We start from the raw sequence: 22,789 nt of genomic DNA, 5'->3' as shown, positions 1-22,789 counted from the left end.
TCTAATCGACGGTGGAGGAAAAATCCCGTGGCAGGTCACGAGCAGCGGAAGCCAGTACCAGCTTGTTGCGCTCATATCGGCAGGCCCGGGTTCGGTTCTAAACCGCTTGGACTTGCAGCCCGTGAAGATCGGACTGTTGAAGATGATTTGAAGTTGGGTCTTGCTGAACGGGTCGGCCTCGCTTCTCGCGCTGCTCGCGTTTGCCAACTTCATCGGCCCGAAGATGTCCGTAACATCTTCGTCTAGTTGCTTCGCCGCCCAAGCCCAGGTCGCCTGCAATCGACTGAGTGCCTTGTTGACGGTGCTGTTGGATAGGCTGGGGCGTCCCCGTGCGATGGCCGCCTCGATGGCTTTTTTCGCTGGTAGCCCCCGGGTCTCAGGATACTTGCGCAGGTTGCTTGGCATCGACTGTAGGACAGCCTTGAACGTGCGTGCGTCGGACTTCTTGTAGTCGAGTATCGGGCGGTCGCCTTGTAGCTCGATGAATAGGTCGGTCCACTTCTGGTAGTCATCCAGCGCCTTGGGAGACCAATCGCCGGCCCGTTCCGCCTCGGCTCTACGCTGCGCGAAGAGATCGGAAAGCAGAGGCCCGGAGAGAACTGCAGAGGGCGCGGGCGCTGGCTCGTAGTGTGTGGGGGCCACAGGCACCCCGGGCGCGCTCAGAGGGTCGCTCCGCGGCTCTGTGAAGTCGTAGCCGTCCAGAGCCTCGGAATGCGCCAGCAGCGCCTTCCAGTAGCCAACTTGGCCCTTTCTGATCTCATCTAGGATTACCGGCGTTTGGTCCCGGCATTCGTCCCGAGGCAGCCCCGTTGCCTCAAAGAACTTGTCCAGTTCGTCTCGCGCATGATCCGAGCCCAGAAGGTGCCAGTATTCACTGTTGCCCGCTTCAAGTAGGGAGAGGCTTTCCTTGATGCCTGCCCTATTCTCGGCTGACAGAGGGCCATTACGCTCACGCCACGCCTTTGCGTTCTCAAGTCTTGCCCGAAGGTGCTCATGGAGTTTGGCCCGGATGACTGAATAGTCCATTTTCGCAACTTGTATTCTCTGCTCAATGCTCGACGCGCAGAATGCAAGATACCTGGCTAGCACGCCAGCCTCCTTGGGGCACCTTGTCCCAAGGGAAATGCGCACTGTTCTGCGCTTACATCGTGAAGGGGGATTGGGAAGCGGCCAGCGGAAGTAGAAGATGCCGTGCCGCGAGATGCTGAGATACGCCGGTAGCCTCATTTGGTGTCACACCTCTGTGTCACACCGCTCCAGCGTCAAGCTATCATGCTGTTCTGTAGTTATTTGGTGGAGCCAAGGGGAGTCGAACCCCTGACCTCTTGAATGCCATTCAAGCGCTCTCCCAACTGAGCTATGGCCCCACCGGAGGTGCGATCCTTCCGGATCGCTCGGGCTATTTAGTGAAGCGCGGGGCGCTCTGCAAGCGAAAAATCCCCGCCCTTCGCCACTCTTTTTCAGCTTTCGTCGTCGTCGTCGCTGACATCCGCCAGATCGTCGAGCGAAACGGTATCGTCATCGTCATCCTCGAGCAGATCGTCGTCGACCGAATCGTCGGCCGCGTCATCCTCGAGCAGTTCCTCGTCGGTATCCAGATCGTCGACCAGCGCCTCGTCGTCTTTCGCGGTCTCGGGCCGGGCGCCAGAGATGCTGGCGGGCTTGCGGCTGCTGCCGCCGTTCTCGATCTCGATCACCTCGCCGGTATAGGGGCTGACGATCGGAGTCTTGTTCAGGTCGTAGAAGCGTTTGCCAGTCGTCGGGCAGAGCCGCTTCACACCCCATTCTTCCTTGGGCATGGACATTCCCCTGCAATTCGGGCCCCTGCATTTCAGGGCTGTCGTGAGTCGCAGCCAACTGCCACATGCGGGACAGGCTGTCAAAGGGATTCGGCCGCAGAACCGGTTTTGCGCGGTTTCAACCTTTCGCGCGGCGCTGCCGCCGCTATGCTGTCTGCAGGCGTCGGGCAGAAGAACCCGGCGCGGCGGAGAGCAGCATGACCGTCCTTCCCGGCGATCCCCCGGTTCCCATCACCCTGCGCCGCTCGGCGCGGGCGCGGCGATTCTCGCTGCGGGTGTCGCGGCTGGACGGAAGGGTGACGCTGTCGCTGCCCAGCTGGGCGCGCGAGGCCGATGCGCTGGCCTTCGCCCGTGACCGGGAGAACTGGATCCGCACCGCGCTCGAGCAGATGCCGCAGGGAAGGCCGGTCGAGATCGGGGCCCGGCTGCCGGTCGAGGGGCGCGAGGTGGTGCTAGCACCGGGGCGCGGCCGGGCGCCGCGGCTGGCCGGCGTCCTGCTGGAAGTGCCGGGCGATCCCGAGCGGGCCGGGGCCCGCGTCGCCGGTTTCCTCAAGACCCTGGCGCGCGACCGGCTGAGCCGGGCCTGCGACCGCCATGCCGCGGCGCTGGGGCGCGGTTACAGCCGGCTGGTGCTGCGCGACACCCGCTCGCGCTGGGGCTCCTGCACCGTCGAGGGCAAGCTGATGTTCTCGTGGCGGCTGGTGATGGCGCCGCCGGAAGTGCTGGACTACGTCGCCGCGCACGAGGTGGCGCATCTGGTCGAGATGAATCACTCGCCGGCCTTCTGGGCCGTGGTCGCGCGGCTGTTCCCCGATCATGCCGCGCAGCGGGCCTGGCTGCGGCACCGCGGCCACGAATTGCACGCCATCCGGTTCGGCGATTGAGCGTTCGGGGATTGACCGCGCGCCCCGCTGTGATCACATACGCTCCATGCTGCTTCAGAACCGCCCCACCGACTCCGTCTCCGCCGCGCATGACCGGCTTTACCGTGCCTTGCGCACCCAGGTCATGCATGGCGAGCTGGCGCCGGGCCAGCCCCTGACCCTGCGCGGCGTGGCCAAGAGCTTCGGCGTCTCGATGACCCCGGCGCGAGAGGCGGTGCGCCGGCTGGTCGCCGAGGGGGCGCTGAGCATGTCGGCCTCGGGCCGGGTGGCGACGCCCGAGTTGTCGAACGAGCGGCTCGAGGAGATGGCGGCGATTCGGGCGCTGCTCGAGCCCGAGCTGGCGTCGCGGGCGCTGCCGCGGGCCCATTTCGCGCTGATCGAGCGGCTACAGACGATCAACACCGCCAATGCCGAGGCCGTCGCCAAGCAGGATGCGGTGGCTTACATCCGGACCAACCTGGAATTTCACCGCACCCTCTACCTGCGCGCCCAGGCGCCGGCGATGCTGGCCATCGCCGAGACCGTCTGGCTGCAGCTCGGGCCGACGATGCGGGCGCTCTACGGCCGGCTGCGCCGCAACGAGCCGCCGCCGCATCACCGGATGATCATCGCGGCGCTGAAGGCGGGCGACGAGCCCGGGCTGCGGCTGGCGGTGCGGGCCGACGTGACCCAGGGGTTGCGGCACCTGCTGGGATAGGACGGGGCGCAGGGCGAGGGGCTGTCTGCCCCGCCGCCATTGGCCTTGGATAATGGCGCAAGGAAAGGGCGAGGGGCTGTCTGCCCCTCGCGCTCCCCGAGAGTATTTTAGCAAAGAAGAAATGGGAAGGCGCGGCGCGGGGGGCTGCGGCCGTGTCGGTTCAACACATGCCGGCGTCGCGGGCGAGCAGGGCGGCCTGGGTGCGGTTGCGGGCGTCGAGCTTGCGGCACAGGTTCTTGACGTGCAGCTTGATCGTCACTTCCTGCAGGCCGAGATCGCGCGCGATCTCCTTGTTGGCGAGGCCGCGGCAGAGGCCGACCAGCACCTCGCGCTCGCGCTCGGTGAGTTTCTCGGCCAGGGAGTCGGGCATGCCGAACTGGGCGTCGTTGAGCAACTGGATCGGGGCGAAGACCTCGCCCGCCGCCATGAAGCGCACCGCGTGGATCAGCGAGCGCGCGCCGATCGTCTTGGGCACGAAGCCGGCCGCCCCCATTTCCAGCGCCTCGTCGGCGATCCGGCGCGCAGCGGTGCCCGACATGATCGCGACCGCCGCCTCGGGCGCCGCCGCCTGCATCCGCTTGAGCCCTTCGAGCCCGCTCATGCCCGGCATCGCGTAGTCGAGCAGGATGACCTCGAAGGGGCCTTCCCGGGCCACGCAGTCGAGTGCGGCATCAAGATCCTCCGCGGTCGCCACCGTGATGCCGGGTTCGCGCTCGAAATAGGCGAGCAGAGTGTCACGAATCAAGGCATGGTCGTCAGCCAGCAAGAGCTTCATCGCAACTCCCTAGATCATGGACGGGCACTTGGTGACCGGAGATCGGGGCGCACACGTGCCGCCGTCACCTTCAACTGGCAAATCAGGACCGAACTATGGCCTTCAGATAGCACAACTTTGTTTTATGTGGACAGTTTTTTGAGTTGGGCGACGAGGCGGGCGCCGTCATCCGACGTCGGGGCCGGTATACGGAAGAGAAACCGCCTATGCCTTTGAACCGTCTCGCATGGAGCCGGTTTCGCTGTATTTTCGACTGCAATGAACTTGTATTGTAAATTGAAGCAGCCGCGATGCCCCTGATTTTTTCCCGATATGCGCCGGCGCCGGTGCTTGTCGGCCTTGGTGCGTTTCTGTCCTGTCTCTGTATCGCGCTCGGGGGCCTTTCGGCCCAGCCGGCAGCCGGGCAGCCGGCGGGACCCGTGGTGCTTACCGTGGAGGGGGTCGGCGATGGGCCGATGCATTTCGACCTGGCGATGCTGAAGGCGCTGCCGCATCGGAGCTTCACCACCCACACCATCTGGACCAGCGGGGAACAGCGCTTCGAGGGGGTGCTTCTGCGCGATTTCCTCGACCGGATCGGGGTCGAGCGAGGCGAGCTCGTCGTGCGCGCGGCGAACGACTACAGCATTGCCATTCCGATCAGCGACGCGACCGATCCGGGGCCGATCATCGCCTATGCGCGCAACGGCGCGCCGATGTCGCTGCGCGACAAGGGGCCGTTGTGGCTGGTCTATCCCTACGACGCCGACCCGGCCTGGCGGACGGAGGTGGTCTATTCCCGCAGCATCTGGCAGCTTGATCACATGACGATCGCGCCAGAGGGCGCATCGCAATAGGGTCAACAGCGGCCGCGGCCGTGCAACCGGGACCAAAGGTGCCAGAGCGTACGCGTTTCCATTCCTTGCCCCCGCGCTGGTCGCGGAGGATCGGCCTCGGGCTGGTGCTGGCGGCGTTCCTGGCCGGGATCCTCGTGCTGATGGTCGACGTTGTGCACCGTCTCGACCGGCTGCGCACCGCCGATTCCGACAATCTCCAGTGGTCCCTGGCGCAGGTCGAGGTCGAGTTCCTGCTGCTGCATGACACGGTCTACGAGACAGAATTGGCTCCCGACGCGAAGCTCGCCCCGCTGCGCGAACGGGTCGACCTGTTCTACAGCCGTCTGGCCACGGTCGAGAACAGCGACCTCTTCGCCCCGGTGCGCGCGCAACCGAGCAGCCAGGCCGCGTTGACCCGGCTGCGCGTGTTCCTCGATCGCATGGTGGCGCTGAGCGACGGGCCGGATGCCGCTCTGCGCGCGGCCCTGCCCGATATCGTGCGCGAGATGTCGGCGCTGCGCCAGGACGTGCGCGGGCTGACGGTGAACGGGCTGACGGTCTTCGCCAAGTTGTCGGATGCGCGCCGGATCGGGCTGGCCGGCACCTTGCTGCGGCTGGCGCTGGTGACGCTGACGCTGATCCTGACCTTGCTGATCGCGGTGGCGGCGCTGTCGCGTCTCAACCGCGCCTACCGCTTGCGGATGGCCGAGAACCAGCAGACGCGAACCCGGCTCGAGACCATCCTCGCCACCTCGCTCGACGCCGTTCTGGTGACCGACTGTGCCGGCCGGATCCTCGAATTCAACGGCGCCGCCGAGCAGATCTTCGGTTACAGCACCGCCGAGGCCATTGGCCGTCCGATCACCGAGTTGATCATCCCCGAGCATATGGTGGCGGAGCATGACAGCGCCATGCGGAGCTACCTGGCCGGCGGCGTGGCACAGATGATCGGCGGCGGGCGGATGCGGCTCGAGGCGCGGCGCAAGGATGGCAGCACCTTCCCGGTCGAGCAGTCGCTGGCCTCGGCGACCGACGAGAGCGGCGAGATCTTCATCGCCTTCATCCGCGACATCTCGGCCCAGGATGCGGCCGACCGGGCGCTGCTCGAAGCGCGCGACCGGGCCCTGGCGGGCGAACGCGCCAAGGCCGAGTTCCTGGCGGTGATGAGCCATGAGATGCGGACGCCGCTGAACGGGCTCCTGGGCACGATCGACCTGCTGGCCCGCAGCCGCCTCGACGACCGCCAGCGCGAGTATGTCGAGATCATGGAGGCCTCGGGCCGCTTGCTGCTGCGCCATGTCAACAACGTGCTCGATCTGTCCAAGGCCGAGGCCGGGCGGGCCAAGCTCGAACAGGTGGTCTACGATCTGGCGGAGCTGCTGGAAGAGATCGTCGCCAGCCAGACCAGCCTGGCCGAGACCGCGGGCAACACCATCGCGCTCGAACTGCCCGATCCGCCGCTGGGCCCGCTCTCGGGCGATCCGGCGCAGCTGCGACGGGTGGTGCTGAACCTGGTCGGCAACGCGGTGAAATTCACCGAGAAGGGGCGGATCACCATCTCCGCGCGGGGCCTGGCGCCGGTCTCGGGCCTCAGGCAGCAGGTGGAAATCCGCGTCAACGACACCGGAATCGGCATTCCCGAAAGCGATCTCGACCGGGTTTTCAGCGATTTCGTCACCCTCGATACTTCCTATCGACGCAATTTCGAGGGCACCGGGCTGGGGCTGGGCATCGCCCGGCGCATGGTCGAGGCGATGGGCGGCGAGATCGGGGTCGAGAGCCGGCCGGGCGTGGGCAGCAGTTTCTGGGTGCACCTGCCGCTGCTGCGCGCTACGGCCCAGGCCGGGCGGGACGAGGCCGGGGGCGGCTCTGCCCGCCCGCCACGGTCGGAGGCGGCGCGCGAGGTGCTGGTGGTCGAGGACAACCGCATCAACCGTTTCGTGGTGCGTGAGATGCTGGAAGCCGAAGGTCACCACGTCACCGAGGCGACCGACGGGCACGAGGGCGTCGAACTGGCGCGGGCACGGCGCTTCGACCTGATCCTGATGGATATCTCGATGCCGGTGATGGACGGGATCGAGGCGACACGGCTGATTCGCGGCGCGCCCGACGGATCGCGCAACAGCCCGATCGTGGCGCTGACCGCCCATGCCCAGCCCGAGGAACAGGACGGATTCCGTGACGCCGGGATGACCGATTGCCTGACCAAGCCGGTGACCCGGGCGGCGTTGTTGCGGCAGCTGCGCGCGCTCGACGGCAACGTCGAGGGGCGCGCCGGCGATGCGGAGGGCGGCGGCATGACCGCGGAAATCGCGCCACCGGCGCGCCGGCCGTTGATCGACGGCGTGCATCTGTCCGAGATGGAGGAGCAGATGGGGGCGGAGCGGTTGAACGGCCTGATCCGGCGCTTCCTGGCGGAAGGCGATGTGCTGGCGGACGACCTGGCGGCACATGCCAGTTCCAGGCAGGAGGTCGAAGCGGCCGGGGCCGAGGCGGTGCTGGCGCGGCTGGCCGAGGCCCTGCACCGGTTGGCGGGCTCGTCCTCGGCCTTCGGCGCGCAGGCGCTCCAGTGCAAGCTGGCCGAGGCCGAGCGCGCGGCGCGGGAGCGCGACGCGACCGGCGTGGCGCAGCGGCTGCCGGGCGTCCTTGCCTCCTGGGTCGCGACCCGGGCGGCGCTGTCGCGGCGGATCGAGGCGGCAGAGAGCACGGGCGAGGCCGGGCCGGACGCCTAGGCGTGGCTTCTAGTTGCTGGCCGCGGCGCCATCGCTGTCGGTCGAGTGCACGCCGACCGGCTTGCCGACCACCACGAAGCGCAGGTTCTCGGGCTTCAGCAACCGCTTGGCGACGCGGTTGACGTCCGCCACCGTGACCGCCTCCATCCGCTTGTTGCGGGTGGCGATGTAGTCGATCGGCAGGTGGTCCATCTGCATCCCGACCAGGATCCGGGCGATGCGCGAATTGCCGTCGAAGCGCAGCGGGTAAGAGCCGGTGAGGTAGGTCTTGGCGGCGTCCAGTTCCTCCTTGGTGACGCCGTCCTCGGCCATCTTGGCCCATTGCTGCTTGATCACCTTGATCGCCTCGCCGGCCTTGGCGTTATCCGAGGCCAGGCTGCCCATGATCAGCTGGGCGTGGTCCATCGGCGCGAGGTAGCTGTAGACGCCATAGGTCAGCCCGCGCTTCTCGCGCACCTCGGTCATCAGCCGGGCCGAGAACCGGCCGCCGCCGAGGATCTCGTTCATCACGTAGGCCGGGAAGAAGTCGGGATCGTGGCGCTTGAGGCCCTCCTCGCCGAACAGGATCACCGATTGCGGCGTGTCGAAGGGCACCACGGTGGTGCCGCCGGTCAGCAGGTCCTTGGCCGGGCCCGGCATCGGTGCGCCCTTGGCCGGTAGACCGTCGAGCAGCGTGTCGACCAGCTTGCCCAGCTGCTCGGGCGTGATGTCGCCGGCGGCGGCGACATAGACCCGGTCGCGCGCCATGGTCGCGGCATGGGCGTCGACCATGTCCTGCCGGGTCAGGGCCTTGACGCTTTCCAGCGTGCCCTGGTCCGAGCTGCCATAGGGGTGGCTGCCGAAGGCGAGGCGGTAGAAGGTGTTGCCGGCAATCGCGTTGGGGTCCTTGGCGTCGCTCTTGATGTTCGAGATCACCTGGCCCCGGACGCGGTCGATCGCGTCGGGATCGAAGCGCGGATGGACGATCGCCTGTTTCAGCAGGGCGATCGCCTTGGCCCGGTTCTCGCTCAGGAAGCGGGCCGAGATCGAGACGTCGTCATCGGAGGAGTTGAAGCGGAAATGGGCGGCCAGCGCGTCGCGCGCGGCGGCGAATTGCTGCGCGTTCATGTCGCCGGCGCCTTCCTCGAGCAGCCCGGCCATCAGGTTGACCGCGCCGCGCTTGCCCGGCGCGTCGAGGCTGGAGCCGCCGCGAAAGCGGATCTCGAGCGCGGTGAAGGGCAGGTCGTGATTCTCGACCAGCCAGGCCTTGATGCCGTGCGGCGAGGTGACGGCCTGCACCGGCACCGTGGCCAGCGCCGGCAGGGCGAGGGCGACGGCCGTGACGAGGCCCAGGGTGAGACGGTGGGCGAGACGGTGGGCGGGGCGGGAGAAGATACGCGGGATCATTGGGTCACCTGTGTCGCTGCGCCGGGCTGGATGGCGGCGGCGGCCGCCGCCGGGGCGCCGGTGGTGGCGCCGCCGGCCGGGGTCAGGTAGCCGGTGACGCTGTGCTTGGCGACCAGCACCTCGCGGGCCGCCTTCATCACGTCCTCGGCCGTGACCGATTCGAGGATCTTCGGCCAGTCCTTGACGTCCTGCACCGTCAGCCCGACCGCCAGCGCCGAGCCGTAGCGCCGGGCCAGCCCGCCGGTATCGTCGTCGCCGTAGATTTGGGCGGCCTTGATCTCGGTCTTGATCCGCGCCAGCTCGGCCGGGTCGGGCCCGTCCTTCATGAACTTGGCCAGCGCCGCGTCCAGCGCCGCCTCGGCATCCTGCAGCTTCACCCCCGGCGCCGGGACGACGACGAAGCCGAAGGTCGTCGGATCGACCGAGGTGCCGCCGTAGCTGGCCGAGGTGTAGAGGGCGAGGTGCTTGTCGAATTGCAGCGCCTTGCCCAGCACCGAGGTCGCCGGGTTGCCGCCCAGCAGATCGGCCAGCACGGTCAGCGCCGCGGCGGTCTTCTGGTGGCCGGGATTGCGCTCGGGCGCGAGGTAGCTGCGGGTCATGTAGGGATCGGCGACGCGCGGGTCCGACATCGCCAGCCGGCGCGCGGCCAGTTGCGGCGGCTCCTGCGGGCGGGCGCGGACCGGCAGGTTCGGCGTCGGCTCGAGGACGCCGAAATTGGCCTCGGCCATTGCCTTGACCTTGTCGGGGGTGACGTCGCCGGCGACGACCAGGACCGCGTTGTTGGGGGCGTAGTAGGTCTTGTAGAAGTCCAGCGCCTCCTTGCGGCTGAGCTTCTCCATCTCCTGCCGCCAGCCGATCACCGGGATGCCGTAGGGGCTGTTGAGGAACTGCGCCGCCCGCGTCTGTTCGCCGAACAGGGCATCGGGATTGTTGTCGATGCGCTGGCTACGCTCCTCCAAGATCACCTGGCGCTCGGTCTTGACGTCCTCGGGCGAGAGCTTGAGATGCCGCATCCGGTCGGCTTCCATCTTCATCATCAGGCCCAGCCGGTCGGCGGCGACGCGCTGGAAATAGGCGGTGTAGTCCCAGGAGGTGAAGGCGTTGTCGCTGCCGCCATTGGCGGCGACGGTGGCCGAGAACTGGCCCGGCTTCATCGTGTCGGTGCCCTTGAACATCAGGTGCTCGAGGAAATGGGCGATGCCCGAGACGCCGGGCTTCTCGTCCGCGGCACCGACCTTGTACCAGACCATGTTGACGGCGACCGGGGCACGGTGGTTCTCGATCACCACCACTTGCATGCCGTTCTTCAGGGTGAAGCTGGTGACCTTCTGGGCCCAGAGCGGCGCGGCGAGCCCGAGCAGGAACAGGCTGGTCAGGGCCAGCCGCAGCAAGTAACGCATCCGCGTTCACTCCCGTGTTGTGGTCTTCCGAGCGTAAGCCCTTGCCCGTACGGTTCAAGCCCCCTACGGCGAAGTGACACACAGGTGAGAGCGGCGCCTACTTCTGCTGCTTCGCCGGGTCCGGTGGCGCGCTTTCGGTGCGCACCCCGGCGGCACGCCAGCGCTCGAGCTCGGCATACTGGTCCAGCGCCATCGGGCGGTAGGCGCGGAAATAGGTGGTCACGCCGAACACCTTCTCGAGCGGCTTCGGCCGGTGCTTGCGGCGGTATTGCAGGTCGGCGGCGGCGAGCTGGGCACGGATGTCGGGGACGATGCCGTAGCGGGCCGCCTGGGTGACGAGCGTGCTGTCGCCGGCCGGCACCTTGTCGCCGGAACGCGCCCGGCCGCCAAGCGCGGCGACGGCATCGGCCTTCGGGGTCGGGTCGGTCAGGTTGGTGCCGCCCGGCGTCGGCGGCGGCAGCTGGCTGAAGTTCTTCGGCATCTGCAGCGGCTTCGACGGCAGCACCGCGAATTCGTCCGGCCCGCGATTGTTCGAGCGGAAATTCATCAGGTGCGGGTCCTTGCCACCGGAGCAGCCCGCAAGCGCCAGCATCGCGATCGCCGCGATCCCGAATGCGCTCCGCCCTGCCTGCATGCGAACCTCCACCACCTGTTGCGCCCTCTTCCTTAGCCTAAAGCATCCGGCGCGTCACGGGGTCTTCTGGCCGCCGAAAGCGACCAGCCCGAGCGCGCCGAGAAAGATCGCCACATCGGCGATGTTGAACGAGAACGGATTGGTGATCCCGCAGCAGGACATGTTGAGAAAATCGGCCACCGCGCCGTAGATCAGCCGGTCGATGACGTTGCCAAGGGCGCCGCCGATCACCAGCCCGGCGGCGATGTTGACCACGCGCGAATGCGGCTCGCGCCGGACCCAGAGCCAGACCCAGGCCGAGATCGCCAGCGCCAGCGCGATCAGCAGCCAGCGCATCAGGTCGGCCGAATTGGCGAACAGGCCGAAATTCACCCCCTGATTCCACGCCATGCGGAAGTTCAGGAAGGGCGGGAAGACGTCGATCGCCCGCCGCGTATCGAGGTCCAGCCCGCGGACGACGGCGAATTTCGACACCTGGTCGAGGACGATCACCGCCGCCGCTGTGGCCGTGGCAAGCCGCATCCGCCGGCCTCAGTGCCGGAAGTGGCGCTGGCCGGTGAAGACCATCGCCAGCCCGGCCTCGTCGGCCGCCGCGATCACCTCGTCGTCGCGCATCGAGCCGCCGGGCTGGATGACGCAGGTGGCGCCCGCCGCGGCCGCTTCCAGCAACCCGTCGGGGAAGGGGAAGAAGGCGTCAGAGGCCACCGCCGAGCCCTTGGTCAGCGGCTCGGCCAGCCCCAGCGCCTCGGCCATGCGCTCGGCCTTCTTGGCGGCGATCAGGGCGCTGTCGACGCGGCTCATCTGGCCGGCGCCGACGCCGACCGTGGCGCCGTCGCGGACGTAGACGATGGCGTTCGACTTGACGTGCTTGGCGACGTTCCAGGCGAACAGCAGGTCGGCGATCTGGGCGTCGGTCGGGGCGATCCTGGTCACCACCTTGAGATCGGCGGCCGAGACGTGGCCGGTATCCTTGTCCTGCACCAGGAAGCCGCCGGCGACCTGGCGATAGGCCAGCAGCGCCGCCTTGGCATCGGGCAGCCCGTCGGTGGTCAGCAGGCGCAGATTCTTCTTGGCGGCGAAGATCTCCTTGGCCGCGTCATCGGCGCCTGGTGCGATCACCACCTCGGTGAAGATCTTGACGATCTCCTCGGCGGTGGCGGCGTCGAGGGTCTGGTTCAGCGCCACGATGCCGCCGAAGGCCGAGGTCCGGTCGCAGTCGAAGGCGCGGCTGTAGGCTTCGGCCAGGGTCGCGCCGCGGGCGACGCCGCAGGGATTGGCGTGCTTGATGATGGCGCAGGCCGGTCCCTCGGCCGGGTCGAACTCGGCGACCAGCTCGAAGGCGGCGTCGGTGTCGTTGATGTTGTTGTAGCTCAGTTCCTTGCCCTGGTGCTGGGTCGCGGTGGCGACGCCGGGGCGGTTCGAGCCGTCCACGTAGAACGCCGCCTTCTGATGCGGGTTCTCGCCGTAGCGCAGGCTCTGCGCCAGGGTGCCGGCGAAGGCGCGGCGGCGCGGCGTCTGCTCGCCGATGGCGGCGGCCATCCAGGTCGAGACCGCGGCGTCATAGGCGGCGGTGCGGGCATAGGCGATCTGGGCCAGCTTCTTGCGGAAGGCCAGCGTCGTCTGGTCGTCATTGGCGTCCAGTTCGGCCAGCAGGGCGTGGTAATCCTCGACATCGGTGACGACGTTGACGAAGGCGTGGTTCTTGGCCGCGGCGCGGATCATCGCCGGGCCGCCGATGTCGATATTCTCGATGCAGTCGGCGTAGGCGGCGCCCTTCGCCACCGTCTCCTCGAACGGGTAGAGGTTGACCACCAGCAGGTCGATCGGGGCGATGCCGTGGGCCTCCATCGCCGCCAGGTGCTCCTGATCGTCGCGCAGCGCCAGCAATCCGCCATGGACCTTGGGGTGCAGCGTCTTGACCCGGCCGTCCATCATCTCGGGGAAGCCGGTGACATCGGCGACGTCGCGCACGCTCAGCCCGGCCTTGCGCAGCGCCAGCGCGGTGCCGCCGGTGGACAGCAGCTCGACGCCGCGGGCGGCGAGGGCCTGGGCCAGGTCAACGAGGCCGGTCTTGTCGGAAACGGAGATCAGCGCGCGGCGCAGCGGCACGAGGTCGGTCATCGAGGTCCCTTTCGGTTCGTCGGCCCGGGCCGGGCCGTCCATGCGTCAGCCCAGCTCGGGCTCGTCGCGTTCGGTGTCGCGGATGGCAAGAGGCGTATCCTGTGCCTTCGCCAGCGTCCAGCCGATCTGGCTCGCATACTCCATGACGGTCGAGGACAAAACGATTTGTTTGGTCGCACGCGGTTTCAGCCGGCCCTTTTCGAGATAGACCGACGGGTCGAGCGAGAGCTGGGCGTGGCCGTCATGGCGGAAGACCCAGATCTCGCCGCTTTTCAGCGCCAGCGACACCGCGGTGCCGCCGAGGTCGATCGCGGCGTCGACATCGGGGTGCAGGTGGAAGCGCAGCGCGAAGCGGACGCCCTGCATCTTGGTCTGGGTCATCACCCGGTCGAAGCGGCGGCGCTCCTCGGTGCTCATCGCGCCCAGCGTATCTTCGCCGATCAGCGCCCGGCCGCCCGGCGTCAGCTCGAGCCGGCGCATATGGGTCAGGCCGTGGGTCTTGGCATAGCCGGAATGGCCGACCAGCAGGCTGGTGCCCTCCGGCCCGGTTTCCTCCTCGGCGCAGATCACCTGGGCGAGGTCGGTCAGCAGCTCGCGCGCGCCGCCGCCGACGAGGCCGTGGGTGCCCAGCCGCGACGACGAGTAGCCCTCGATGGCGAGGGTGGAATGGGACGGCGTCGCCCGGCCGGCGCGGCGCCATTCCGGGCCGAAAGGGGCGCCCGAGCCGCAATTGACGATCACCGGCCGCCGACCCGAGGTCAGCTCGAAGGCCAGGGTCGAGGCGTGGCCGTTCCACGACGCCTTGCCGCCGGGCGGGGCGGCGGCGTCGACGATCACCGTGGTGCGGCCGGCGGCGAGCCGGGCGAAACCCATCGCCAGCCCCTGCGCCGGCACCGCGGCGACCCCGGCATTGGCCAGCGCGTGGTCGAGCCGGCCTTCCATGCCGCGGCCGCCGCCATGGAACCGGGCCAGCCCGCCATCGGCATGGCGCAGGGCGCGCAGGGTCGGCGCGATGCGCTCGATCGCCGCCACATGGGCCGGGGCCGGGATCCGCCCGGCCTCCGACAGCGCCGAGGCGGCCCAGGTCAGCAGGGTGAAGACCTCGAGCAGTTCCTCGGGGTTGCGGGTCGGGATGCCGCCCTCGGCATCGACCCGGGCGGCGCATTCCTTGGCCAGCGCGGCGCTGGCGGGGGCGACATGGCCCTCCATCCCGGTCAGCGCCAGCCCGGCATAGACCAGCCCGGTCAGCGCCTCGAAGCGCGGCAGGCCGGGCCGGGCCGCCGACCAGCGCTTGGCCAGGAACCGGGTCTGCTGGGCGAGGCTGCGGTAATAGGCTTCGGAGTCGGTGCCTTCGCGACCATTGAGCAGCAACAGGGCGTGGTTGATCCAGCGGATCAGCCGGCGGCCGGTCAGGCCCGGGGTCCAGCCCGGGCCGCGGCCGCGGCCGTAGCGGGCGATCCAGCCATAGGTCCAGCCCTGCGCCCGCTTGCGCGCCGCGGCGTCGCCGACGGCGGCCAGGTCGTCGAGCCAGACGAAGCCGTGCAGCTCCTCCTCGAAGGACGGGTGCGGGCTGTCGAGATCCCAGAGATCCGTGCCCGGGGCCTCGACCAGAAAGCCGGCGAAAAGGAAATTGCCGGCGATCAGCTGGCGGCCGCGGGCATAGCTGCCGATGGTGCGCGGCTCGGGCTGCGAGACAAAGCCGGTGGCGGCGCGGCTGCGGGTGCTCAGGCGGGCGTGCAGGCGGTTCATCAGCCGCGTGCGCCGTACCGACCAGCCCTCGCCCTGTTCCGTCGCTGTCCTGCCTCGCTTCGCCATTGTCCTGGTCTTCGCGTGTCCTGCCGCCGGCACCATAGCCGGGGGGGCGCAGGCTGTCACCGGCGAAAAGGGACGGGGCGCCGGATCACCCCGGCTTGCGCAGCACCGCCATGTAGAAGCCGTCGATGCCGCCGCGTTCGGCCCAGTGATCGGGCCGCAGCCGCAGCCCGCCCCGGGTGTCGCGCCAGTCCGGCGAGACGCCCGGCGCCTCGGCCGGATCGACCCGCAGATCGGGATGCCGGGCCAGTGTCGCGGCGAGCTGGGCCTCGCCCTCCTCGGGCAGCAGGGAGCAGGTGCAGAACACCAGCCGTCCGCCCGGCTTCACCCGGTCCAGCGCCCGATCGATCAACCGGGCCTGCAGCTCCACCAGTCCGGCGATTTCCGACCCGTCCTTGACGAAGGGCAGGTCGGGATGGCGGCGGATGGTGCCGGTTGCCGAGCAGGGCGCGTCGAGCAGCACCGCGTCGAAGGGCGCGTCGGCCTGCCAGTGCAGCGCGTCGGCGGCGATCACCTCGGCCCCCAGACCGCAGCGGGACAGGTTCGCGCTCAGTCGCGCCAGCCGCGGGCGCGAGATGTCGACGGCGGTGACGTCGGCGCCGGCGGCGGCCAGTTGCAGCGTCTTGCCGCCGGGGGCGGCGCAGAGGTCGAGCACGCGCATCCCCGGCGCCGGCGCCAGCAGGCGGGCGGGCAGCGCGGCGGCGGCGTCCTGCACCCACCAGGCGCCCTCGGCATAGCCGGGCAGGGCGCTGACCTGGCCCGGCGTGGCCAGGCGCAGGCTGCCGGTCGGCAGCAGCTCGGCGCCCAGTTCCTGCGCCAGGTCCTCGGCCCGGGCGGGCTCCTTCACGGTCAGGTCGAGCGGCGGCGGCAGCATCTGCACCGCCTCGATGCCGCTGACCGCCGGCCGGCCCCAGGCATCGACCAGCGGCTTGCGCAGCCATTTCGGCAGCCGTTGCGGCGGCAGCTTGGTCCAGGTCTCGGCCGGCTGCTCGACCAGCTTGCGCAGCACCGCGTTGGCCAGCCCGGCCAGGTGGCCGCTGCGCTTGCCGCGCCGGACCAGCGCGACCGCGGCATTGACCGCGCCATGCGGCGCCGTGCCCTCGACGAAGACCTCGACCAAGGCCAGCCGCAGCACGTTGCGCACCGTGCGCGGCGGCGACTTGCGCAGGTGGGGGTCGAGCAGCTTGTCGGCGCGTTCGAGATGGCGCAGCACGGCCAGCGCCAGCCGTTGCGCCCGGGCCCGGTCGGCCGGCCCCAGATCGCCCAGCGGCCCGGCCGGGTCGGCAAGGATGTCGGCCAGCATCCGGTGGGCGCCCAGCACCTCGTCGAGCACCGCGACGGCGGCGCGCCGCGCGGCCAGGCCGGTGGTTGCCGCTTCTCTTGCCATCTGGGTCCCCGTTGCCGAACAGGCTCAAGGGCGTATATCAAGGCCAGAGCCGAGACAAGGAAGCATCAGATGCCCGAGACCGAGAGGGACTGGACCGAGCCCGAGAAACGCGATCTGCCCGCCGCCGCCCAACGCGCGCTGGCCGAGGCCGAGGCGCGGCGCAAGGCGGCGAAAGCGGCCGAGAGGCCGGTCGAGCTGGGCGGCCGCGACGGGCCCGAGCCGGTGCGCTACGGCGACTGGGAGAAGAAGGGCATCGCGGTCGACTTCTGACCGGGGTTGCTGTTGCGGTCCGGGGCGCCCTTTCCAGATTGTTGCGAACTGTCGAGCATGGGGCCGCGCCGAAATGCGCCGACCGACCGGCGTTTGCGCCGGGCACGCGGCCGCCCGCCTCACAGGCGGGCGCGTTGCGCGCCCACCTCGGGCGCCGGCGTGTCCTCTAATCCTCGAACGGGCGCCGGGTGCAATTTCGGGTTTCCAGATCGGCGGGGACTGTCGCTCCCTCATTCCCAGCGGACGTCGCCGAGGAAGATGTAGCCGGCGCCGTAGATCGTTTTGATCAGCCGCGGGTTCTTGGGATCCTCGCCCAGCTTGGTGCGCAGCCGCGAGATGCGCACGTCCATCGCCCGGTCGAAGCTCTCGCCCGCGGCGCCGCCCAGTGCCTCCTGCATCTGTGCGCGGGAGATCAGCCGCTTGGGACTTTCGAGGAACAGCCGCAGCACTTCGCCCTCGGCATGGGAGAAGGTCACCTCCTCGCCGGCGTCGCTGACCAGCACGTAGCGGTCGAAATGGGCAGTCCAGCCGTTGAAGCTGGCGGTCTGGGCGGCGGGGCCGGGATCGCTGCGGCCCTTGCGCAGCCGGGCGCGGACCCGGGCGACGACCTCGGCCGGATCGAAGGGCTTGATGATGTAGTCGTCGGCGCCCAGTTCCAGCCCCGTCACCCGGTCCTGGACCTGGCCCCGGCCCGAGATGATGATGATCGCCGCGCCCGATTCCAGCGCCAGCCGGTGGACCAGCGCCAGCCCGTCGCGGTCGGGCAGGCCGAGATCGACGAGGCAGACATCCGGCGCCATCCGCTTCAGCGCCGCCTCGAACTCGGTGGCGCGGGCATAGGCGGTGGTGCGGAAGCCGGCCTCGGTGAGGGCTTCGGACAGCATCCGGCGGATCTCGGGCTCGTCGTCGAGGATGGCGATATGCGGTTGGCTCATGCGGCGGCCCCGGGGCTGAGGAAGGCGGAAAGCTCCGCTTCGGAGAAGGGTTTGGTCAAGACCGGCACATGCGCGGCGGCGCGCTGCCGCAACGGGTCGGCGGGCGGCAGCGAGGTCATCAGGTAGAGCCGCGCCGGGCAGCCGCGGGCCTGCAGCGCCTCGATCAGGTCGACGCCGTTCTGATCGCCCGGCAAGCCGATGTCGGACAGCACCATGCCGATGCCGGGCAGGTCGGCCAGCGTCAGCGCCTCCTCGGCGCTGGCGGTTTCCAGAACGGCATGGCCGAGATCGCGCAGCATCTCGCGCACCGAGGTGCGGATCTCGTCGGTATCCTCGACCAGCAGCACCATCGCCGGCTCGGCCGGGCGGGTGGCGGCCCGGCGCAGCGGCAGGCGCAGCAGCACCCGGGCGCCGCCGCCGGGACGGTTCTGCAATTTCAGCGTGCCGCCGGCCAGCTTGGTCTGGTCGTAGACCATCGACAGGCCCAGCCCCGAGCCGGCATCGCCCTTGGTGGTGAAGAACGGGTCGAGCCCGCGCTCCAGCGTCTCCTCGGTGAAGCCCGGCCCGGTATCGTCGACGGTGATCTGCAGCCAGGTGTCGCGGAAGGGCCGGGCGGCGAGGGTGATCTCGCCGGTGCCGTCTCCGGCCGTGCCGATGGCGTCGCGGGCGTTGAGGATCAGGTTGACCAGCGTGTCCTGCAACGCCCCCTGGTCGAGCAGCACCGGCCCGTCGATGCCCTCCAGCCGCACCGCCAGCCGGGTATTCTCGGGCAGGGTCGGCTCGGCCAGCAGGCGCAGGTCGGCAAGGAAGGCGGTCAGGTCGGTCGCCACCGGGCGCAGCTCGCGCTTGCCCGAGATGCTGGCGATGCGGTCGAGCAGGGTGCCGCCGCGCCGCGCCGCCGCCTGGGTCGCCGCCACCAGGTCGGCGGCGCCGGCGGGCAGGGCGAGCTTCTCCAGCCGGCTCTGCAGCCCGAGGATCACCGTCAGCAGGTTGGCGAAGTCATGCGCCAGTCCGGACGTCAGCTGCGCCGCCAGCTCGCGCTTGCGGGTCTGGGAGACGGCGGCCCGGGCCTGGGCCTCCTCGGTGACGTCCATCGACAGGATGTAGACGCCGTTGATCGGCCCGTCCTCGAGCTGGTCGGGCGTGAAGGCGGCGCGGATCCGGCGGCCGGAGGGGTCGTCGGTGAATTCGTAGACGCTGGCCTCGCCGGCCAGCGCGCGGTCGAGATAGGGTTCGATCCGGTCGAAAGCCTCGTCCCCCAGCGCCTGGCGCCCGGTCAGGCCGATGATGCTGCTGGGCCGGCCCGGCATCACCGAGGACAGCCGGCGGTTGGAAAAGGTATAGCGCAGGTTGCGGTCGACATGGGCGATATGGGCCGGCATCATCTCGGTGGTCAAGCGTGTCCGGGCCTCGATCTCGGTCAGTTCGCGCTTGGCCTCCTCCAGCGCCGCATTCGTCGCCGCCAGCGCCCGGTTGGCCTGGCTCAGCCGCTCGGCATGGGTCAGAAGCTGGTCCGAAAGCTCTTCCGAGCGCGCCCGCAGCAGCGCCTCCTGGTGCTTGATCTCGGTGATGTCGGTATAAACCGTCACCCAGCCGCCCTGCGGCAGCGGCGCGCCCTCGACCGAAATGGTGCGGCCGTTGGCGCGGGTGCGTTCCATGTAATGCGGCTGGAAGGCGCGGGCGGCGTCGACCCGCGCCCGCACCGCCGCCTCCGCGTCCTCGACCGGGCCGTATTCGCCGCGCAACACCAGAAAGCGGATCGTTTCCTCGAACTCGGCACCGGGGGTGACCAGCGCGTCGGGCAGGCCGAACATTTCCTGGTAGCGCTTGTTGCAGACCGCCAGCCGAAGGTCGCTGTCGAAGATCGACAGCGCCTGCTGGATCAGGTTCAACCCCGCCCGCGTCAGCTTCTCGGTGATCTCGGCCTGCTGCATCTGCCCTCCTCCCCGGGTCAGCTAGCACCGTGCCGCGCTTGTGGAAAAGGGGCAAGCGCGGGCTGTTACAATTCGTTAGGATTGGGAAAAACTCAGGCAAGGGTTGGCGGCCACGACTTTGTGACCAGGCCGAGAGTGCGAGGGAATCGCCCGGGCCGCAGGGTGCCGGCACGCCGGCCCCAGGGAGGAGGAAAATGGTGGAGACCGGGGCAACCGCGGGCGAGTTCTCGTCCATTCCCGCCCTCATGGCCCGCAATGCGCGGGTGCACGGGGCGGTCATGGCCTATCGCGAAAAAGAATTCGGCATCTGGCAGAGCTGGAGCTGGCTGCAAGCCTATGAGGAGACCCGCGCCATGGCGATGGGGCTGCTCGCACTCGGGCTCGAGCGGGGCGATTACGTCGCCGTCATCGGGCGCAACCGGCCGGCGCTCTACTGGTCGATGGTCGCCACGCAGATGTGCGGCGCGATCCCGGTGCCGCTCTACCAGGACGCCGGCGCCGACGAGATGGCCTATGTGCTGGACCATTGTGGCGCCCGCTTCGTCATCTGCGGCGACCAGGAGCAGGTCGACAAGGTGATCGAGGTGCAGGACAGCATCCATCACATCGAGCAGGTGATCTATCTCGACAAGCGCGGGATGCGGAAATACGACCACTCGCGCCTCAACGCGCTCGAGGACATCGTCGCCGAGGGCCGCGCCGGCCATCACCGGCTGGAGGGCGAGCTCGACAAGCGCACGGCTGAGCTGACCTATGACAGCACCTGCGTCATGCTCTACACCTCGGGCACCACCGGGCGACCCAAGGGCGTGGTGCTGTCGAACCGCAACATCATCGAGACCTCGCGCCACTCGGCCGAGTTCGACCACCTCAGGGCCGGCGACGAGGTGCTGGCCTACCTGCCGATGGCCTGGGTGGGCGACTTCATCTTCTCGATCGGCCAGGCCTACTGGACCGGGTTCTGCGTCAACTGTCCGGAAAGCCCCGAGACGATGATGACCGACCTGCGCGAGATCGGGCCGACCTATTTCTTCGCCCCGCCGCGCATCTTCGAGACCATGCTGACCAATGTCATGATCCGGATGGAGGATGCCGGGCGGCTGAAGAAGCGGCTGTTCGACCATTACATGGCGCTGGCGCGCAAGGTCGGGCCGGCGATCCTCGACGGCAAGCCGGTCAGCGGCATGGACCGTTTCCGCTACTGGCTGGGCGACAAGCTGATCTTCGGGCCGCTCAAGAACACGCTCGGCCTGACCCGGATTCGCGTCGCCTACACCGCCGGCGAGGCGATCGGGCCGGAAATCTTCGATTTCTACCGCTCGCTGGGCATCAACCTGAAACAGCTCTACGGCCAGACCGAGGCCTCGGTCTTCATCACCCAGCAGCCCGACGGCGAGGTGCGCAGCGACACGGTCGGCGTCCCCAGCCCGGGCGTCGAGGTCAGGATCGGCGACAATGGCGAGGTCTACTACCGCTCGCCCGGCACCTTCGTCGAATATTACAAGAACCCTGAAAGCACCGCCTCGACCAAGGACCCGGAAGGCTGGGTCGCGACCGGCGACGCGGGCTTCTTCGAGGAGGGCACCGGCCACCTGCGCATCATCGACCGCGCCAAGGACGTCGGCAAGATGGCCGACGGCCGCCTGTTCGCGCCGAAATACGTCGAGAACAAGCTCAAGTTCTATCCCAGCATCCTCGAGGCCGTGGTCTTTGGCGCCGACCGCGAGATGTGCACTGCCTTCATCAATATCGACCTGACGGCGGTCGGCAACTGGGCCGAGCGCAACAACATCTCCTACGCTTCCTATCAGGAGCTGAGCCAGCACCCGAAGGTGATCGAGATGATCCGCGACCATGTCGAGGAGGTGAACCGCTCGGTGGCGCAGGACGAGATGCTGTCGGGCTGCCAGATCCACCGCTTCCTTGTGCTGCACAAGGAGCTCGACGCCGACGATGGCGAGCTGACCCGCACCCGCAAGGTGCGCCGGCGGATCATCGAGGAGAAATACGCCGACCTGCTCGACGCGCTCTATGGCGGCAAGGACAGCATCTATACCGAGACCGAGGTCACCTATGAGGACGGCCGCAAGGGCGCGATCAAGGCGACGCTGACGATCTGCGACGCTAAGGTCGAGACCGGGCATCAGAGGATCGCGGCGGAATGAGTTTGGCATACGCAAACGGCGGATGCTTCGCCCGTGGCGCTTGCGACACGGGCACGCGTCCGACCGCGCCACAGGCGGGCGCGTTCCGCGCTCCCCTCGGGCGGCCGCGCGCCCTCTGCCTGCCCTGTTCCTTTCACCTCTGCAAGACACGAGGGAAACGCCATGTTTGACGCCCCCGCCGAAGGTTACACCACCGCCGACGGCCGCAAGATCGGCGGCGTGCTGATGGAGATGAAGAACATCACCCTGCGCTTCGGCGGGGTGAACGCGATCACCGATATCAGCTTCGACATCCGCGAGGGCGAGATCCGCGCCATCATCGGCCCCAACGGCGCTGGCAAGTCCTCGATGCTCAACGTCATCTCGGGCTTCTACGTCCCGCAGGAGGGCGAGGTCTGGTTCCGCGGCGAGCTGCGGCCGCAGATGCGTCCCTACCAGGTCGCCCAGCAGGGCATCGCCCGGACGTTCCAGAACATCGCCCTGTTCGACGGCATGTCGGTGCTCGACAACATCATGACCGGGCGGCTGACGATGATGAAATCGGGCTTCCTGACCCAGGCGCTGTGGTGGGGCAAGGCCGAGAAGGAAGAGACCGAGCATCGCGAGAAGGTCGAGAAGATCATCGACTTCCTCGAGATCCAGGCGATCCGCAAGACGCCGGTCGGTCGGCTGCCCTATGGCCTGAAGAAGCGGGTCGAGCTGGCCCGGGCGCTGGCGGCCGAACCCAAGCTGCTGCTGCTCGACGAGCCGATGGCGGGGATGAATGTCGAGGAGAAGGAGGACATGTCCCGCTTCATCCTCGACGTCAACGACGAGTTCGGCACCACCATCGCCCTGATCGAGCACGACATGGGCGTCGTCATGGACCTGTCCGACCGCGTCGTCGTGATGGATTACGGCAAGAAGATCGGCGATGGCAGCCCCGACGAGGTGCGCAACAACCAGGACGTCATCGACGCCTATCTCGGGGTGGCGCATGACTGACCGTTTTCCCCGCCCGTCCGACCAAGACCTGAACCGCGAGACCTCCGGAGGCGCCGATG

19 protein-coding genes and 1 tRNA gene are annotated in these 22,789 nt (G+C 68.7%); 7 read left to right on the top strand and 13 right to left on the bottom strand.

The annotated features are described in order from the left end of the window. The 3 genes from ACFOES_RS00960 to ACFOES_RS00950 form a co-directional block, all read right to left on the bottom strand. Positions 1 to 1,131: hypothetical protein (locus ACFOES_RS00960; RefSeq protein ID WP_377830981.1), on the bottom strand; the 1,131-nt coding region annotated here is incomplete at its 3' end. A gap of 160 nt (positions 1,132 to 1,291) precedes the next feature. After that, a tRNA-Ala gene (locus tag ACFOES_RS00955) sits at positions 1,292 to 1,367 on the bottom strand. A gap of 93 nt (positions 1,368 to 1,460) precedes the next feature. Then, positions 1,461 to 1,799: a TIGR02300 family protein gene (locus ACFOES_RS00950; RefSeq protein WP_377830979.1), complete on the bottom strand. Its 339-nt coding sequence runs from the start codon at positions 1,797 to 1,799 to the stop codon at positions 1,461 to 1,463. A gap of 197 nt (positions 1,800 to 1,996) precedes the next feature. Here ACFOES_RS00950 and ACFOES_RS00945 point away from each other — a divergent pair, with 197 nt between their 5' ends. Together ACFOES_RS00945 and ACFOES_RS00940 are read left to right on the top strand one after the other, a co-directional pair. Continuing rightward, entirely contained in the window at positions 1,997 to 2,683 is a 687-nt protein-coding gene (locus ACFOES_RS00945; protein WP_377830977.1) for a M48 family metallopeptidase, read from the top strand. 46 nt (positions 2,684 to 2,729) lie between these two features. Beyond that, on the top strand, positions 2,730 to 3,380 hold the full coding sequence (locus ACFOES_RS00940; protein ID WP_377830975.1) for a GntR family transcriptional regulator: 651 nt from the start codon (positions 2,730 to 2,732) through the stop codon (positions 3,378 to 3,380). A gap of 160 nt (positions 3,381 to 3,540) precedes the next feature. On the opposite strand, the gene ACFOES_RS00935 is transcribed toward ACFOES_RS00940, so the two are convergent. After that, a complete protein-coding gene (locus tag ACFOES_RS00935) occupies positions 3,541 to 4,155 on the bottom strand; it encodes a response regulator transcription factor (RefSeq protein ID WP_377830972.1) in 615 nt (204 codons plus the stop codon). A gap of 290 nt (positions 4,156 to 4,445) precedes the next feature. On the opposite strand from ACFOES_RS00935, the gene ACFOES_RS00930 reads away from it, so the two are divergent. Both ACFOES_RS00930 and ACFOES_RS00925 read left to right on the top strand, forming a co-directional pair. Further along, the gene (locus tag ACFOES_RS00930) at positions 4,446 to 4,991 is read left to right on the top strand and encodes a molybdopterin-dependent oxidoreductase (RefSeq protein WP_377830968.1); all 546 of its coding nucleotides are present in this window, start codon (positions 4,446 to 4,448) and stop codon (positions 4,989 to 4,991) included. Positions 4,992 to 5,029: 38 nt separating this feature from the next. Further along, on the top strand, positions 5,030 to 7,702 hold the full coding sequence (locus ACFOES_RS00925; protein ID WP_377830966.1) for a hybrid sensor histidine kinase/response regulator: 2,673 nt from the start codon (positions 5,030 to 5,032) through the stop codon (positions 7,700 to 7,702). Between the two features lie 9 nt (positions 7,703 to 7,711). On the opposite strand, the gene ACFOES_RS00920 is transcribed toward ACFOES_RS00925, so the two are convergent. The 7 genes from ACFOES_RS00920 to ACFOES_RS00890 all read right to left on the bottom strand — a co-directional run bounded on the left by ACFOES_RS00920 (position 7,712) and on the right by ACFOES_RS00890 (position 16,442). After that, positions 7,712 to 9,088 carry a M16 family metallopeptidase gene (locus ACFOES_RS00920; RefSeq protein ID WP_377830964.1) on the bottom strand — a complete coding sequence of 459 codons (1,377 nt, stop codon included), beginning with the start codon at positions 9,086 to 9,088 and terminating at the stop codon, positions 7,712 to 7,714. Beyond that, entirely contained in the window at positions 9,085 to 10,488 is a 1,404-nt protein-coding gene (locus tag ACFOES_RS00915; protein WP_377830962.1) for a M16 family metallopeptidase, read from the bottom strand. Before ACFOES_RS00915 ends, ACFOES_RS00920 begins: the two co-directional genes overlap by 4 nt. 97 nt (positions 10,489 to 10,585) lie before the next feature. Further along, positions 10,586 to 11,122 carry a DUF3035 domain-containing protein gene (locus ACFOES_RS00910; RefSeq protein ID WP_377830960.1) on the bottom strand — a complete coding sequence of 179 codons (537 nt, stop codon included), beginning with the start codon at positions 11,120 to 11,122 and terminating at the stop codon, positions 10,586 to 10,588. Between the two features lie 54 nt (positions 11,123 to 11,176). Then, the gene (gene lspA, locus ACFOES_RS00905; RefSeq protein WP_377830958.1) at positions 11,177 to 11,644 is read right to left on the bottom strand and encodes a signal peptidase II; all 468 of its coding nucleotides are present in this window, start codon (positions 11,642 to 11,644) and stop codon (positions 11,177 to 11,179) included. 9 nt (positions 11,645 to 11,653) lie between these two features. Then, on the bottom strand, positions 11,654 to 13,243 hold the full coding sequence (gene purH, locus ACFOES_RS00900) for a bifunctional phosphoribosylaminoimidazolecarboxamide formyltransferase/IMP cyclohydrolase (protein ID WP_377830956.1): 1,590 nt from the start codon (positions 13,241 to 13,243) through the stop codon (positions 11,654 to 11,656). A gap of 45 nt (positions 13,244 to 13,288) precedes the next feature. Beyond that, positions 13,289 to 15,058, bottom strand: coding sequence for a heparinase II/III family protein (locus ACFOES_RS00895; RefSeq protein WP_377830954.1), 1,770 nt, complete (start codon positions 15,056 to 15,058; stop codon positions 13,289 to 13,291). A gap of 85 nt (positions 15,059 to 15,143) precedes the next feature. Further along, positions 15,144 to 16,442 carry an RsmB/NOP family class I SAM-dependent RNA methyltransferase gene (locus tag ACFOES_RS00890; RefSeq protein ID WP_377830952.1) on the bottom strand — a complete coding sequence of 433 codons (1,299 nt, stop codon included), beginning with the start codon at positions 16,440 to 16,442 and terminating at the stop codon, positions 15,144 to 15,146. Between the two features lie 69 nt (positions 16,443 to 16,511). Between ACFOES_RS00890 and ACFOES_RS00885 the strand changes: the two genes are divergently transcribed. Next, on the top strand, positions 16,512 to 16,712 hold the full coding sequence (locus ACFOES_RS00885; RefSeq protein ID WP_377830950.1) for a DUF1674 domain-containing protein: 201 nt from the start codon (positions 16,512 to 16,514) through the stop codon (positions 16,710 to 16,712). Positions 16,713 to 16,942: 230 nt separating this feature from the next. On the opposite strand, the gene ACFOES_RS00880 is transcribed toward ACFOES_RS00885, so the two are convergent. Both ACFOES_RS00880 and ACFOES_RS00875 read right to left on the bottom strand, forming a co-directional pair. Beyond that, positions 16,943 to 17,647: a response regulator transcription factor gene (locus ACFOES_RS00880; RefSeq protein WP_377830948.1), complete on the bottom strand. Its 705-nt coding sequence runs from the start codon at positions 17,645 to 17,647 to the stop codon at positions 16,943 to 16,945. Further along, on the bottom strand, positions 17,644 to 19,581 hold the full coding sequence (locus tag ACFOES_RS00875; RefSeq protein ID WP_377830946.1) for a PAS-domain containing protein: 1,938 nt from the start codon (positions 19,579 to 19,581) through the stop codon (positions 17,644 to 17,646). Before ACFOES_RS00875 ends, ACFOES_RS00880 begins: the two co-directional genes overlap by 4 nt. Positions 19,582 to 19,775: 194 nt before the next feature. Here ACFOES_RS00875 and ACFOES_RS00870 point away from each other — a divergent pair, with 194 nt between their 5' ends. Beyond that, entirely contained in the window at positions 19,776 to 21,746 is a 1,971-nt protein-coding gene (locus ACFOES_RS00870; protein WP_377830944.1) for a long-chain fatty acid--CoA ligase, read from the top strand. Positions 21,747 to 21,908: 162 nt separating this feature from the next. Next, on the top strand, positions 21,909 to 22,730 hold the full coding sequence (locus tag ACFOES_RS00865; protein WP_377830940.1) for an ABC transporter ATP-binding protein: 822 nt from the start codon (positions 21,909 to 21,911) through the stop codon (positions 22,728 to 22,730). Positions 22,731 to 22,789: the final 59 nt, after the last annotated feature.

Origin of the sequence: Acidimangrovimonas pyrenivorans, assembly GCF_042643245.1 — a bacterium.
Taxonomy (GTDB): domain Bacteria; phylum Pseudomonadota; class Alphaproteobacteria; order Rhodobacterales; family Rhodobacteraceae; genus Acidimangrovimonas; species Acidimangrovimonas pyrenivorans.
The sequence above is the reverse complement of the archived record's forward strand: the minus strand, read 5'-3'. Positions and strand labels throughout refer to the sequence as shown.